We start from the raw sequence: 13384 nt of genomic DNA on the forward strand, positions 1-13384 counted from the left end.
AACAACGTGATCAAGGACAACAAGTGCAACAACAACACCGCCAGCGGCATCGATTTGATCTATGCCAACAACAATACCGTGAGCGGCAATACGACCAATAACAACACCGGATCCTTCAGTTGGGGTATTCTGGTGCGCAGCAACTCGAACAACAACACCGTGAAAAAGAACACGGCGTTCGGGAACGTGCCTTGTGACATCGAGAACCTAGCCGGCAACTCGGGCAACGTGTTTATTAAGAACAGCGCGGGCTGCACCAGCGGGTTCTAGGCCGCGTCGCATGGGGCATGGCGTTGGTAGAGAACAGGTAGAGACGAGTCGGCGACTCGTCTCTACAGATTTTATGGGCGCGAAGCAAATCGCTGCGCGCCCGTTTGTTGTTTTGGGCACACGCAGCGCCGGCGCTCTTTCAATCCCGGAGGGATGAAATGTGTCTAGCGTGCGTTCATCCGCTTTCGGCAAACTGCGTAAGAGTGAAATACGGATTGATCATAATGCACTTCCCCAAAACATTTCATGCCTCCAAAGTTCCGAGGGCTTTTGAATCGGCGAGCTATAAACATGGCACTCCGGAGTTTTTACCGCGCAATGCAAGCGCATGTTCATGAAGTGAATTTCGAAGATTGAGAATCGCGAATCGCGGAGCGCAATTCTCTATTTTCGATTCTCAATCCTCCAGCACACCGCGGGACACCAGCACGGGTCGAACTGCGCATGGAGTCAGCAAGAAGCTATGCTTCAGCCATTAATCACCAATCGGAGATTGTCATGCAACATGCACCGAAACGCTCTGCGGCTTTGCTCAGCGTGATAACGACTTTCGTCGTTGCGCTTATGTGCTGCGCGCCGGCTTTTGCGCAAATCACCGTCACCAATGCGACTTTCCCGAGCGCCGGCGATACGCTGAAAATGGCGGTGAATAACTCCCCTTCCGTCATCAATCTAATTTTCACCCCGCCGGGCGGCCCTCAAACTTGGGACCTCAGTGGCCTGAATGTCGATGCCACGCAAAATTTCATTTTTCGCGCGGCAAGCGAAGGTAGCGTGTCCGGACAAGTGTCCGGAGCCGAATTGGTCACACTTCCGCCCACGCCTCATGCGGAGGAGTATTACAATGTGACCGCCAACCGGTTTGAATTACAAGCCTATTATGGCATTGCGCCGTATGACCTCGTCTCAAATTCGCTCTTCCACTATAACCCGCCGCTGACGGAGCGCCAAGCGCCTCTGAATTTTTTCGACATCTACGCCAGCTCGTCCGGGATACTTGAAAGATTTCTGCCTTCCGCATTTAAGCCTGCACTCGTCGCGGCGCTACCCGCAACGCTTGACTCCTTACGCTATCGCATGGCGATTAGCCAAATCGATGTCGTGGATGCATATGGCAGCATGAGCATACCCGGCGGCACTTATGATGTGTTGCGGGAGAAGCGTACGCGGTACACGGAAACTCGCTTAGACGGCAAACATCCCATACTCGGTTGGTTGGATATTACCAATGACGCGATTCAGGCCGGCTTTCACGGTCTAGGCGTTGATACCACCGTTTTCTTCTATTTCTATAATGACGTGGCGAAAGAACCGATTGCCAGGGTAACTCTCAACGCCGCACAAAGCGCCGCACAGCAGACGCTGTTTAGGTACAACCCGGCGGTCACGAGCGTGGCGAGCAATGAAAGCAACATTCCCAGCAGCTATGTTTTACATGGCAATTATCCAAACCCGTTTAATCCCACGACCGTGATCAGTTTTCAGTTACCAGTGTACAGTGAAGTCACGCTGTCTATTTTCAACACAAACGGGCAGCTCGTGAAGCAGCTCGTCGCGGGCGAGATGAGCGCGGGTCGTCACAGCTTCACATGGGACGCGACGAACGAGCGCGGCGAGCGCGTGGCGAGCGGCGTGTATCTGTACGTGATCAAAGCCGGTGAATTCACCGCGCAACGCAAGCTCATCCTCATGAAATGATGTTCGAAGATTGCTGCGAGGGAATCGTCCCACGATTCCCTCGCAGCAAATCTCAACCTTCGCGATTTTGACCACAGGCAATAATGTCCAGCATTATCGCCTTTTTTGTTGCCGTGGTATTTGGCTCAAAGGGTTTTGGTGTTACGTTTTAAATGGCGCGGGAAGCCGAGCCTAATGCCAAACCGATTCGTATTTCCATTTCTTACGGCCATCAACCGACGCTTTGCTGCCCTTCTTTTCTTGCTTCTGGCGACGACGTCGCTGCACGCGCAGAACGAAGCCGCGCCACCGCTGCACTTTGACCACATTCAGAGTGAACTCGGCCTTTCGCAAAACAATATCACGTGCGTGCCACAAGATCACAAGGGGTTTTTGCGGCTCGGCACCTATGCGGGATTGTACCGCTTGCGTGGGCGCGAGGCGAGCATGGCGGGTGACGCGGAGATCGTATCTTTTCACCAGCCAATGCCCAAGGAAATCGATCAAACGGTGGCTTATAAGATTTTTGAGGATCGTGAAGGTGCTATTTGTGAAGATCCGTTCGAGCCGGAGAAGCATTTACGGCTCGGTACCGCGGGCGGCGGATTGAATCGCTTTGACCTCGCGACCGGGCAGTTTGCGCATTTCGCCCCCAAGAACGGCCTGCCCAATATGGCAACTCTACGCGATTCTGAGCGATGGGCAAGGCAACCTATGGACGAGCACCAATCATGGGCGGTCGCGTTGCGATCCGCGCGCGCGCGTGTTCTAGAATTTCGACGCGCGCGATGGTTTGCAGGACAACGAGTTCAGTGCCGGTGCCTATGTCAAGCGCGCCAAAGGTGAGCTGTTCTTGGGCGGCATCAACGGTTTCACTGCGTTTTACCCGGAAGCAATACAAGACCATCCGCACGCGCCGCCCGTGGTTTGGACGGACTTTCGTTTGTTCAATCAGCCGGTTGATCGCAAGTTGCCCGGAGGCTGTACATTTCAAGGTAACAGACCGCCAGCCCAACTTCTACAGTTGGGCATTCTGGGGCCGGTTTTGCCGGTCGGGTGCGGTCAACTCGCTCTTCTGTTTTCACATCCTTTGAAAAATCGCGAAAATCGCCGCGCAGTGAAGACCTGCCTCCCTGATTTCGCCCCTGGCGTGTGGTCACCAAAGGTGGAAATGCCTCGCGCAGTTCTGTCGCCACCCCGGTTTGGGCGATGAACCACACAAAGTCATCGATGAGATCCGTCAACTCAAACTTGTTGAGGCGATTCTGCCCACGTGGCAAGGTCAAAAAAACCGGCTGCCGTGCGTGCGTAAACCCGAACCCGCGCCGCAGGTCCTTTTGCAGCGACTGCACCTGACGCCGCTACATCGACTCACGAAGAATCGAGTATTGTAGTGAAGACTCCAGCCTATTCTTGACACAAACATTGAATTTAGCATATCCAACTGTCGATCTTGGACGGATGTTGGGCGTGCTCCAATCAGGCTTGCTCCATTTCGTGAAGATCGCCCTCCGCGTTTGCGAAAATTGGCCGGCGGTGATTTCATGAGAATCAACTTCCGTTGTTGTCGCATTTTTACGGATTAAACAAACAAGCGGATTTGTTGTTATTGTTCGCATGCTTTTTGGCCCTGAGTGGGCTGGATCAATTTTCAATTGCCAAGCAGAGGCGCCATGAAACTTATTTCCGTCAACGTGTCATCGCCAAAAGAAATTCAATACAAAGGGGAAACCGTGACCACTGGCATCTTCAAAAAGCCGGTGCCAGGGCGTGTCATGCTGCGCGAGCTGAATCTCGATGGCGATGGCCAGGCGGATTCAACCGTGCATGGCGGCATTCACCAGGCGGTATATGTCTATCCGTTCGAGCATTACGATTACTGGAAGCAAAAGCTTGGCCGTGAAGATTTGCCTTACGGCCAGTTCGGCGAGAATTTTACGGTGGTGGGGATGACAGAAGATCAAGTCCACATCGGCGACGTTTTCCGTATTGGCAGCGCGAGCGTGCAGATCACGCAGCCGCGCGTGCCGTGCTATAAACTGGCCATCAAAATGAATCTGCCCAAATTTCCGAAACTTTTCATGGCGAGCGGCCGCACCGGTTTTTATCTGCGCGTTCTGCAAGAGGGCGAAGTCGGCGCCGGCGATGCGATCGAGCGCATCGAGGTCGCTCCCGAAAAGATGACCGTGCAAGAAGTTTTTCATCTTGCCTTTGGCGATCACGACGATCGCGAGGCGCTCAACAAGGCGCTGCGAGTGCGCAGTCTTTCGCCAGGCTGGCACGGCATGTTTGCGGAGCGCTTGGCGGCGAGATAGCAAAGTGGGATGGACAGCTTCCATTTCAATTTCCATTCACGTCAAACCGAAAGTATCGTTTATTTGCAGGGCGAAAATGACCACTCGAAACTCTGAGCGCAACAATGCTGATTGGCTTGCCGCATTAGGCGGTGAAGGCTCGGCGGTACAGGAAACCTTGCGCGATCTCACCAGCATTCTGCGGCGCAACTTAAGCCGCGCTTTTCGGAATCGCGCCGGAGTCGACGACGCCATCGTGGAAGATTTTGTTCAGGAGGCTTTAGTGAAGATTACGAATAACCTGAACAGCTTCCGCGGCGACAGCCAATTTACAACCTGGGCGACGGTGATCGCCGTGCGCACGGCCATGACGATACTGCGCCGCGCGCATTGGAAAAATGTGTCGCTGGATCAGGTGGCGTTGGACAGGTTGGAACATGGCGAGTTGAGGCCGACGCAGGAACAAGACAGCCAGCGCCAGGAGGCCGTGGAGTTGCTCTATAAGTTGATCGAGAATCTGCTCACCTCGCGCCAGCGCGAGGCCGTGCTGGGTTCATTGGCCGGCGTTCCGCAAGCTATATTAATGGAGCGGCTTGGCCTCAACCGCAACTCGCTCTACAAGCTGGAACACGACGCGCGCAAGAAACTGAGAGCGGGCCTCGAACGAAACGGCATCTGCGCCGAAGATGTCAGAGAACTTTTTCACGAGTAGTCAGAAGAGAAAGAAGACAGCTTATGAAGCTTACCCGAGAAATACTCGATCGTCTTGCCCAAAGCCTCGCGGCTACTCATCCGGAAGAGATTGATTGCGACGAATGGCTCTCACGCGTTGGCCGGCTGCTAGAGATCGTGCAACGGAGAGAACCGGTGCCCGAGGAACTCGCGCCCGTGCTCCATCATATCGAGTTGTGCGCAGAGTGCGACGAAGAGTTCAAATTGCTCCTGGCCGCACTGAACGATGCGAAGTAGCCGGCGCATTATGCAAGTGTATTGATCGGCAGAACTCCTTCCGGCGGTGCTGAATGAAAATCTCGCTGCTCAGTGCTGCCAGTCTGGTTAGATTGCAAATTGGCGCTCTGGGTTACGACCTCACGAGGTAAGATATCTGCTCCTCACGTCGTCTATACAGATGACGCAGACAAAGGACGCGAGACCGCGCCCTCTCATCCCTCAACCAAAAGAAAGGAGCAAACATGAAACGCGTCATCACATTTTTAGCAGGCTTGATGCTATCCACAAATCTCGCCCTGGCGGGTGATCTCGTCAACGCTGATGCCCACAGCAGAATTGCGCTGCAGGGTTACGATCCGGTGGCGTTCCACACGATCGGCCAAGCGGCCAAGGGCAATCCGGGCATTGTGGCGGAATATCACGGCTACAAATATTTGTTCGCCTCCACGGAGAACAAAGCCACATTCGAGAAACAGCCGGAAAAGTATCTTCCGATCTACGGCGGCTATTGCGCATATGGCGTGTCCATTGGCCAGTTATTCCCGGTAGAAATCGATACCTGGGAGATCGTCAATGGCCGTCTCGTCCTGCAATACAACCAGGACATCAAGCGCGAATTCGCCAAGCATGAAGAGGCTAATTTTCGCAAAGCGGAAGCCAATTGGCCAAAGCTCGTGAAAAGCAACAAGAAGTAAAGTCGAAGATACCGCGCCCCGTTGCTCCGCAGCGGGGCCGGTTTGTTGAAGGGGAAGGAGAATAAGGGCAGCGAAAATCGGCTGAGCGATTCATGTGCCAAACAATGTGCGCAAATTGAGATTAGGCGTGCATTTTTTTATTTCAATTAGCTAACCGCATTTTCTGTTTGGATGAGTAGGCTATTCTGTCTACACGATCATCATGAAAACCTACTCACCAGATCTCCGTCAGCGAATTGTCAATGCGGTTGACAGCGGCATTGGCACCTTTTGTGAAATAGCAAGGTTGTTCGGCGTCCATGGATCATTCATTTACAAAATGCTGCGGCAACGCCAACAACTAGGCCATATTGCGCCTTTGCCTCATGGTGGCGGTGCTCACCAAAAACTTGATGATAGAACCCTTGACTTCTTGATTGATCTAGTGGAGCAAGTACCGTATATAACTTTGAACGAGCTTCGCTTGAAATGCCAAAGGCAGGCCAAGATCAAGGTCAGCGTCTCAACCATTTGGTATGGCTTGGAGAGACGCAAAACAACAGTAAAAAAGTCGCGATCAGCGCAAGAGGCTGATCCGGCAGATGGAGCCGCATTCAGCAAAAAGTAGGAAAAGATAGAGGCGCGGCGCACTTGTTTATCGATGAATATGGCACCAAAACGAGGATGAATCGTTCTCATGCGCGATCTGCCAAAGACAAAAGAGCACACATGTCCGAGGCCTTCGACCCTGCGGTCAGACTGTCAGTGATCAGTGCACTGTCTTTGACAGGCGTTGGTCCCACGCTCACAATCGAAGGCAGCGTTGATGGTCAAGTTTTTGAAGATTATGTCGAACATTTCCTTTCTCGCGAATTGACGCGCGATGACATTGTGATGATGGACAACATCAGGTTTCATTATAACCAAAGGATTCTCGCCAAGCTTCGCGATCTCGGAGCTCGTGTTGAATATTTGCCAGCCTATAGCCCGGATCCTAACCCCTTGGAGGAATGTATTTCAAAGATCAAGGCTATACTGCGGAAGAAACGCTCAACGACAAGAAAGAAACTTGAGACTGCTCTTAAGCAAGCCATCAATGAAGTGACGAAGAGTGACATTGCCGGTTGGTCCAGGTAGTGCAGATATCCCTCTTCATTCAATTAGAAAATGCCGTAAATCAATGATTGGTATTCCACAGGGCTCGCTCGGTGAAAGCCTTGCGTGAGTCTGAGAATCTTTCAAAGATTCGGGCGGTCGCGTTTCACCCGAAGAGATGATCAAATGATTCCAATAACCCCAAATGATCAAGATTGTCCGGAGCGCACGGCACGGACGTAGTTGGGGTCGTGCACGCCGCCGTGGGTGCAGGCGCCACCGTAGAAATAAACAACCCACGCCCCGCCCGACGCCTCTTTGTCCGCGGTCCAGATCCAATGTTGGTTCTTGTCAAACACCGGATCGATATAAAGATCACGATTCCTTTTCTCAGGCTCCATCAAAGACATCGCCTCCTCGAGCGTCGGCAAGCGCCAGTCATTATAGCCCGCAAACCTCTCGCGATTGAGTTGTTCGAGGTATTTCAACGCGTTTGCGAAGGTCATTAACTCTTCCGATCCACCTCGCTGCCAAGTGAGACCGGTAGCGTGATCAATCACCAGCTTTGCGCCATTCCGCTCGACGCTTTCATACTGATGCCGTAAGCCGCGGCCATGCTTGTTTATGTAGTAGTCAAAGAATCCCTTTTCCTTGAGCATGGCCGGCACTGCATCTGGGGAAAGATTCTCCACTGGTTTGAAACGCAGGCTTGTGACTTTCTGATTCGGCCGCAGAGACTTTGATGGTTGCGGGGGCGAGGGTTCTTGTGGTAACGGCTTCTGGTCGGCAGTTTTGGCTTTGGCCAGCTTGGGTTGGGCTTGCGGCGGTGGAGCAGTTTCTTGATTTGCAGTCAGCGGACCGTGCGGCACGGCGGCGACTGTTTCCTTTGCCGCGGTCTCAACCAAGGGTTGGGCATCCAATCCCAAAGCGCCCAGCAAAGCTGTTGTTGCTTTTGCAGCATCACGCAAATTGATATAAAAGCCTTGCTGGCCAAAATGCCCGGCAGTTTGGTGCCGTCCAGCAGGCAGGGAATGATCTTCTTCTTGAGCGAAATCGCGTTTTCCCATTCCAGCGCCACCCATTCCGATTCGCTCGCGGCCTGGTACCAAATCAAGAGCAGCGCGTCACACCGCTCGAGCGCATCACTGATGCGCCTGGGCAGGCTGTCGCCGCCGCGAATGCCGGCATGATCGACCCAAACCGCGGCGCCGGCCCGGCGCAAGGCTTCCTCCAACTCGAGCACCAGGGGCTTGTCCGTCCAGGAATGGCTGATAAAACCTTGGGTGGGTGAATGTCGGAAGCAGCCACGGTGAAATCCCGAAACTGAAAGCCCTTGCAAGCCCAAGGCGCGCTCTGGGAAAGCGCACAAAAACCTGCAGGGCGGAACAGCCGAAAGCGGAATGTTTTCCCAAATGTGCCTTGTGCCGGCGAAGATACAAACTGCCGCGGTGGAGTTCAAATGCTTTTTCCAGCCGCGACCGCGGCCGTGTTATCCGTCAAGCTAAACCAGGAAGGAGATGATCGAGCTGGCGGGCCGTCCCAACACACCACCGCCCGGGCGGTTCGGCATGCGCAAGAACGAGTTTCATTTGCCTTGGGCACGCTTCTAAGCCAAGCGCCCGGGCGGTTTCTTCATTTCTGGACTGACACTCTGGCACATCTACCTCGGCCTGATATATCTCCCTCCGCTACGGCGCATTTCAATCCTGAATAAGACTCTATAAAAACTAACCTTAAACAAGACACATTATATTTTCGAAAAGGCAAGTTTTCTCTTGAATGGTGAATTAAAGATCACTATAATTGATAAAAATGGTGTCTCTAAAATCACCTTCAAATGCTCAAGGAGACGCGATTATGCCGAAGCCATTGGAGCTGCCGAAGGGCCAAAGTGTGCTGGTGGAAGTCGATTTGCGCTATGCCGGCAGAGGCAGCCGGCTTGACCCATTTTTGATTCATTACAAAAACGAGCGCTACCGCATCCTGCGCGTGACTCGCCGCCAAAAGAAGATCATCCACGAACGGGAACACATGGTTTATCACATCAAGATCGAGCGCCAGCGCGAGGCGTATGATCTCATTCAGGATTTGAAAACCAGCATGTGGAGCTTGCGCCAAGCGATCAACCCGCGGTGAGCATTCCCGGCACCGGGCGGTGCCCTGCCAGCTTCGTGTTGCCATGGCAGGAGCGCGCGCCTCTTCTGTTTCGGGCAATCATCATCTCAATTTTCAAACGGGCATTGCCGACTTGGACTACAGCTCATGAGGTGAGAACTTGCGTGCCGAAGAAATAAACGAGATCATCGCCGTCACCACGGATTACCGCCTGGGCCGGGTGGTGCCGGTTTGCTTTGATTGGCAGAACCGGACTTACACGATCGCTCGCATTCATTTGCATTGGGAGGAAAAAGGCCTGGGCACGGTGAAGGAACATCATTTCACGGTTTCAGCCGGAAGCGCGGACATGTATGAGCTGATTTTCGAGCCGGCGGAAATGCGCTGGCGCCTCGGCCAGGTGCTCATGGAAGGATGAAGCTGAGATGGACCGGACGATTCTGCACATCAACATCCCGAACTTTGCGGTCGCGCTGGAATGCGTGCGTTTTCCCCGCTTGCACGGCCGGCCGGTGGCGGTCGCGGCTTTGGGCGGCGAGCGGGCCAGGTTGGCCTCGGTTTCGCCGGCTGCCGGCGCCGCGGGCATCGTGGCCGGCATGCCGGTTTATCGCGCCCGGCGTTTGTGCCGCGATTTGACCGTGCTGCCGCTGGATGAATCCTACTATTCCTCCGGCAACGCCCGGCTGGCCGCGATTCTGTTGAATTTTTCCCCGGTGGTCGAGCCGTATCGCTTCGGCCGCGCCCATTCCGATGTCACACACACCGCCCGCACCGCCGGCCGCGCGGTTGACATGGGATGGCAAACGCTGAAGGAAATCCACGCGCAACTGCGGCTCGCCGGCACGGCGGGCGTGGGCGCGAACAAATTGCTGAGCCGGATCAGCTCGCAAGTCGCTCCCGCCAATGCGGTGCAGGCCATCCGCCGCGGCCACGAGCAAAAATTTCTCGCGCCGTTGTGGTCGAATTATTTGCCCGCGGTGACCGCCACGGTGTGGCAGGAATTGCAGGAATTGAATCTGCTGCGCATCGGTGAAATCGCCCGGTTCGCCGCGCCCGATCTGGTGATGGTCTTCGGCAAACTGGGCGGCGTGCTGTTCGAGCAGGCGCACGGCATCGATGACACGCCGGTGGTGTCCCCGGACTCGGCGCGGGCAACCGAGATCATTCACGGCGCCGTGCTGGCGCCGGACGCCAATGACGCCGCCCTCCTGCAAACGCAACTTTTGCCTCTGGTGGAAAGGGCAAGCGAGGAACTGCGCCTGAAAAAATGCAACACCGGCAAGTTGCGCATGGAGATCACCTTCAGCGACGGCAAGAAGGCGATGGGCCAGACGCCCTTGCGTTCACCGGCGTTTCTGGCGCAGGCGCTTTATCCCGCCGCCCGGGAGTTGTTGTACCGCCTCACCCGGCGCCGGGTGCGGGTGCGCACCATTATTCTCGCGCTCGGCAAACTCTCGCCGCAAGCGCGGCAGCTCGATTTGTTTTCACCGCCCACGCCGGCGCGCGCGGAAAAGCTGCAACTGGCAATGGCGGCGGTGCGCGCACGCTGCGGGGAAAAGGCCGTGGGCTATGTGCGGGTGAATTGAAGAAAATCGCGAGGTGAAGCGATGGCTTTAACGCTGGCAGATTACGAACGCTTGATCAAATGGGGAAGCTGCAGTTGGAACTATCCGGTGGGATGGCAGGGCGTGGTTTATCATGACCACAAAAGTGAAACCGATTTGCCCTTGTTTCGCAGCCCTGCTGTCACGCCGCACGGCCTAGCCGGCACTGCCGTGATCAAACAGAAAAAAATCGGCGGTACTTATCGCGCCGACTTGCTGGCGCAATATTGTGCCTTCAAACCGTTCGCCACGCTGTGCTTTGACATGACGCATTACCGGCTGTTTACCGCCGGCGAGCTGGCGGAGTTCGCGCGCTATTTGACTCCGAATTTTCCGGTGGTGATCAAAGTCTGGCAGGGGCTTACCAAGATCGGCCATTGGCACAAGGCGGGCACCGCGACTTATGAGCGCCAGCGCAATGAAAATTTCCTCAATGCGCGGGTTTTTGCCGATCAGTTTCTCTCACCTTACCGCCGCGCCTTTGCCGGACACGCCGCCATGTTTCTGTTCGAATTCATGCGGCTGGGTTATTATGACACGGCACGGCAACGCTGGAGCAATCCTGACCCGCGCCGCTTCAACCGGGCCTTGCAGCAATTCTTTGCCGCCGTGCCCAAGGATTTCCGTTATGCCGTAGAACTCAGAGACCGCAACCTGGTCAATGCCGAATATGCTCAAGTCTTGCGTCAACACGGCGTGGCCCATTGCTTCAACCAGTGGGAGTCGATGCGGTTGCTGCGGGAACAATTCGCGCTCGTGGGCTTCACCGCGCCGTTCGCCGCGGTGCGGGTGTTGACCCCGCCGCGGGTGAAATATGCCGCGGTGCAAAAAGCCTATGCGCCCTATGATCGCATTCACCGCCGCCTGCCGGAGATGCGCGCAGACATGGAATTATTGATCGAGCACGCGCTGCAGCATTCGGTTGATCTCTCGCTGCTCATCAACAACCGCGCCGAGGGCAATGCTCCGGCTACGGTGCAAGAATTGGATGCTGCCCTGCGCCGGAAGCTCGCTGCGCCGGCGAAAACACCCGCGCCGGATCGCATACCGGCGCTTGCAACAAACATTTGAACCGCGAAAATGCGGCGATCGCCGCGCTGGAATGGAATTCTAACTTTTCTAAGCCAGATTTCAGACAAGCTGAAACCTGAAGCCCGCGGGCAGCAATAAGTCCGATTCGTACACTGTTGTCTCGCACGAGGTATCCACCACCACTGTCATCCAGTTGTCATCCAGTAAGGATCTTGTGAAGATTTGAGTACACCCCCTCGCCATTCACCTCACAAGCTCACCGCCGAGACGCGGAGACCGCCGAGAAGGACTCTCTTGATTTTGAAACTCCGCGCTCTCCGCGCCTCCGCGGTGCAAGCGGTTGCTTTGTGGTCAAGGATCTTTCAGAATTTTATTCTGACTTTGAGCGCCTGATGGCCTTATCACCACTGATCGCAACAACCCAACAGATAAAAAGCGCTTTGCGCAGTCGGGTTGTTTCAATCCGTTGAGAAATCTCCGTGCAGCGCGAAGGGCCAAGCGTGCAGCTTGTCTGAAATCTGGCGTAGCCAAGTGAGTCATCTGTTGTCTTCATTCGCAGCATCATTCTGCCGCCAATCATTCTCATTCATCCGGCTCAGTCTTGCTTCGGCTTGATGCAATCCTCGACCTCATTTTTCGGACTGTTGACGAGCGTCGAGACTTCGTAAGCCGTCAGCTCCTGCGCCGGATAAGGCACGAGCAGGCCTTGCAGTTGATCAATGTCTTCGCTCTTGAGCCAGGCCTCTTCAAGATCAGGCGGAAGGATCACCGGCATGCGGTCGTGGATCTGCTTCAGCAACGCGTTGGGCGTAGTGGTGAGAATGGTAAAGGATCTGATTTCCTTGCCGTCCGGCCCCTGCCACTTCGCCCACAGTCCGGCCATCGCAAAAAGCTGGCGCGATTTCAGCATGATGCGCAGCGGCTGCTTGGTTTTGCCGGTTTTTTGCCATTCATAGAAGCCATCGGCCGGCACCAGACAGCGGTATTTCTTGAAGGATGACCTGAAGACCGGCTTCTCCTGAATGGTCTCGCTGCGGGCATTGATCATGCGATTGCCAATGCTGGCGTCTTTGGCCCAATGCGGAATCAAGCCCCAGCGCATCATCTCCAGCCGCCGATGGCCGTTTTGATCGAGGATGAGCACGGGCGCGTATTGCGTCGGCGCCAGGTTGTAGCGCGGCACAAAATCCGTTTCCTCGGTGTCGAAATCAAAGCGCATTTGCATCGCGTCCAGGTTGGCTGTGTTGGTGTAACGTCCGCACATAACCACCTCTCTTGGCAGCTTGGTGAGATCCGGCAACGATTTTGACCGGCTAGTTTAACACCGCCGGCGGGAAAACTCAATCCTTTTCTCACCGGCTGACAGGATGATCCCGGGGCTGCGGGAACGAAAGCGCCTGTCCCCAGCGGGGACAAATGTGATAGCAAAGGGCAACGCCCTGGGAAACAAGAAATCGCCGGGTTTTATAGCCCGATCAGGGCGAAATGAAATTACGTATGCGGCCTCGCCTCATTCTATTTCGCGCCGTTGGCACTCCGAGTTTGGCTTGAACTTTATCTTGGGGCGTTGCCCCAAGCTTTCATAGGCCGCCCCATTGGGGCTTTTGCTTTCTCCCAAATACTAAACTTGACACCGAGGCCCCTCGTAGGGTATTGTGGCAACCGCGAATTT

Annotated in this window: 16 protein-coding genes; 13 read left to right on the forward strand and 3 right to left on the reverse strand. The window is 54.9% G+C overall.

Annotated features, from left to right (window positions below; all coding sequences use genetic code 11):
- The 3 genes from L6R21_23975 to L6R21_23985 all read left to right on the forward strand — a co-directional run.
- Positions 1-270, forward strand: a 270-nt coding sequence (locus L6R21_23975; protein ID MCK6562268.1) for a right-handed parallel beta-helix repeat-containing protein, incomplete at its 5' end; no start/stop codon positions are given.
- 498 nt (positions 271-768) lie between these two features.
- A complete protein-coding gene (locus tag L6R21_23980; GenBank protein ID MCK6562269.1) occupies positions 769-1968 on the forward strand; it encodes a T9SS type A sorting domain-containing protein in 1200 nt (399 codons plus the stop codon).
- Positions 1969-2142: 174 nt separating this feature from the next.
- Positions 2143-2793, forward strand: coding sequence for a hypothetical protein (locus L6R21_23985; GenBank protein ID MCK6562270.1), 651 nt, complete (start codon positions 2143-2145; stop codon positions 2791-2793).
- A 101-nt stretch (positions 2794-2894) separates the two neighbouring features.
- On the opposite strand, the gene L6R21_23990 is transcribed toward L6R21_23985, so the two are convergent.
- Positions 2895-3233: a hypothetical protein gene (locus tag L6R21_23990; protein MCK6562271.1), complete on the reverse strand. Its 339-nt coding sequence runs from the start codon at positions 3231-3233 to the stop codon at positions 2895-2897.
- A gap of 387 nt (positions 3234-3620) precedes the next feature.
- Here L6R21_23990 and L6R21_23995 point away from each other — a divergent pair, with 387 nt between their 5' ends.
- The 6 genes from L6R21_23995 to L6R21_24020 all read left to right on the forward strand — a co-directional run bounded on the left by L6R21_23995 (position 3621) and on the right by L6R21_24020 (position 7003).
- On the forward strand, positions 3621-4262 hold the full coding sequence (locus L6R21_23995) for an MOSC domain-containing protein (GenBank protein ID MCK6562272.1): 642 nt from the start codon (positions 3621-3623) through the stop codon (positions 4260-4262).
- Between the two features lie 76 nt (positions 4263-4338).
- On the forward strand, positions 4339-4953 hold the full coding sequence (locus L6R21_24000) for a sigma-70 family RNA polymerase sigma factor (protein MCK6562273.1): 615 nt from the start codon (positions 4339-4341) through the stop codon (positions 4951-4953).
- A 23-nt stretch (positions 4954-4976) separates the two neighbouring features.
- The gene (locus L6R21_24005; GenBank protein ID MCK6562274.1) at positions 4977-5210 is read left to right on the forward strand and encodes a hypothetical protein; all 234 of its coding nucleotides are present in this window, start codon (positions 4977-4979) and stop codon (positions 5208-5210) included.
- Between the two features lie 224 nt (positions 5211-5434).
- Positions 5435-5887, forward strand: coding sequence for a YHS domain-containing protein (locus L6R21_24010; protein ID MCK6562275.1), 453 nt, complete (start codon positions 5435-5437; stop codon positions 5885-5887).
- Between the two features lie 202 nt (positions 5888-6089).
- Positions 6090-6494, forward strand: a complete 405-nt coding sequence (locus L6R21_24015) for an IS630 transposase-related protein (protein MCK6562276.1) — start codon at positions 6090-6092, stop codon at positions 6492-6494.
- Between the two features lie 23 nt (positions 6495-6517).
- Positions 6518-7003 carry a transposase gene (locus tag L6R21_24020; protein ID MCK6562277.1) on the forward strand — a complete coding sequence of 162 codons (486 nt, stop codon included), beginning with the start codon at positions 6518-6520 and terminating at the stop codon, positions 7001-7003.
- Positions 7004-7170: 167 nt separating this feature from the next.
- On the opposite strand, the gene L6R21_24025 is transcribed toward L6R21_24020, so the two are convergent.
- The gene (locus L6R21_24025) at positions 7171-8028 is read right to left on the reverse strand and encodes a DUF1566 domain-containing protein (protein MCK6562278.1); all 858 of its coding nucleotides are present in this window, start codon (positions 8026-8028) and stop codon (positions 7171-7173) included.
- 790 nt (positions 8029-8818) lie between these two features.
- Between L6R21_24025 and L6R21_24030 the strand changes: the two genes are divergently transcribed.
- The 4 genes from L6R21_24030 (at position 8819) to L6R21_24045 (ending at position 11751) form a co-directional block, all read left to right on the forward strand.
- Positions 8819-9097, forward strand: a complete 279-nt coding sequence (locus L6R21_24030) for a hypothetical protein (protein MCK6562279.1) — start codon at positions 8819-8821, stop codon at positions 9095-9097.
- Positions 9098-9236: 139 nt separating this feature from the next.
- On the forward strand, positions 9237-9494 hold the full coding sequence (locus L6R21_24035; GenBank protein ID MCK6562280.1) for a hypothetical protein: 258 nt from the start codon (positions 9237-9239) through the stop codon (positions 9492-9494).
- 7 nt (positions 9495-9501) lie between these two features.
- Entirely contained in the window at positions 9502-10662 is a 1161-nt protein-coding gene (locus tag L6R21_24040) for a hypothetical protein (protein MCK6562281.1), read from the forward strand.
- Positions 10663-10683: 21 nt separating this feature from the next.
- A complete protein-coding gene (locus L6R21_24045) occupies positions 10684-11751 on the forward strand; it encodes a DUF72 domain-containing protein (GenBank protein ID MCK6562282.1) in 1068 nt (355 codons plus the stop codon).
- Positions 11752-12307: 556 nt separating this feature from the next.
- On the opposite strand, the gene L6R21_24050 is transcribed toward L6R21_24045, so the two are convergent.
- Positions 12308-12976, reverse strand: coding sequence for an SOS response-associated peptidase (locus tag L6R21_24050; GenBank protein MCK6562283.1), 669 nt, complete (start codon positions 12974-12976; stop codon positions 12308-12310).
- Positions 12977-13384: the final 408 nt, after the last annotated feature.

It is taken from the genome of bacterium (assembly GCA_023150945.1).
GTDB lineage: Bacteria > Zhuqueibacterota > Zhuqueibacteria > Zhuqueibacterales > Zhuqueibacteraceae > Coneutiohabitans.

Excerpts from the sequence above, each read along its gene's own strand:
- L6R21_24000 (MCK6562273.1), top strand. The coding sequence starts at position 4,339 with ATGACCACTCGAAACTCTGAGCGCAACAATGCTGATTGGCTTGCCGCA.
- L6R21_24050 (MCK6562283.1), bottom strand. The coding sequence starts at position 12,976 with ATGTGCGGACGTTACACCAACACAGCCAACCTGGACGCGATGCAAATG.
- L6R21_23985 (MCK6562270.1), top strand. The coding sequence starts at position 2,143 with ATGCCAAACCGATTCGTATTTCCATTTCTTACGGCCATCAACCGACGC.
- L6R21_23980 (MCK6562269.1), top strand. The coding sequence starts at position 769 with ATGCAACATGCACCGAAACGCTCTGCGGCTTTGCTCAGCGTGATAACG.
- L6R21_24030 (MCK6562279.1), top strand. The coding sequence starts at position 8,819 with ATGCCGAAGCCATTGGAGCTGCCGAAGGGCCAAAGTGTGCTGGTGGAA.
- L6R21_24005 (MCK6562274.1), top strand. The coding sequence starts at position 4,977 with ATGAAGCTTACCCGAGAAATACTCGATCGTCTTGCCCAAAGCCTCGCG.
- L6R21_24015 (MCK6562276.1), top strand. The coding sequence starts at position 6,090 with ATGAAAACCTACTCACCAGATCTCCGTCAGCGAATTGTCAATGCGGTT.
- L6R21_24025 (MCK6562278.1), bottom strand. The coding sequence starts at position 8,028 with ATGGGAAAACGCGATTTCGCTCAAGAAGAAGATCATTCCCTGCCTGCT.
- L6R21_23995 (MCK6562272.1), top strand. The coding sequence starts at position 3,621 with ATGAAACTTATTTCCGTCAACGTGTCATCGCCAAAAGAAATTCAATAC.
- L6R21_24045 (MCK6562282.1), top strand. The coding sequence starts at position 10,684 with ATGGCTTTAACGCTGGCAGATTACGAACGCTTGATCAAATGGGGAAGC.
- L6R21_24040 (MCK6562281.1), top strand. The coding sequence starts at position 9,502 with ATGGACCGGACGATTCTGCACATCAACATCCCGAACTTTGCGGTCGCG.
- L6R21_24010 (MCK6562275.1), top strand. The coding sequence starts at position 5,435 with ATGAAACGCGTCATCACATTTTTAGCAGGCTTGATGCTATCCACAAAT.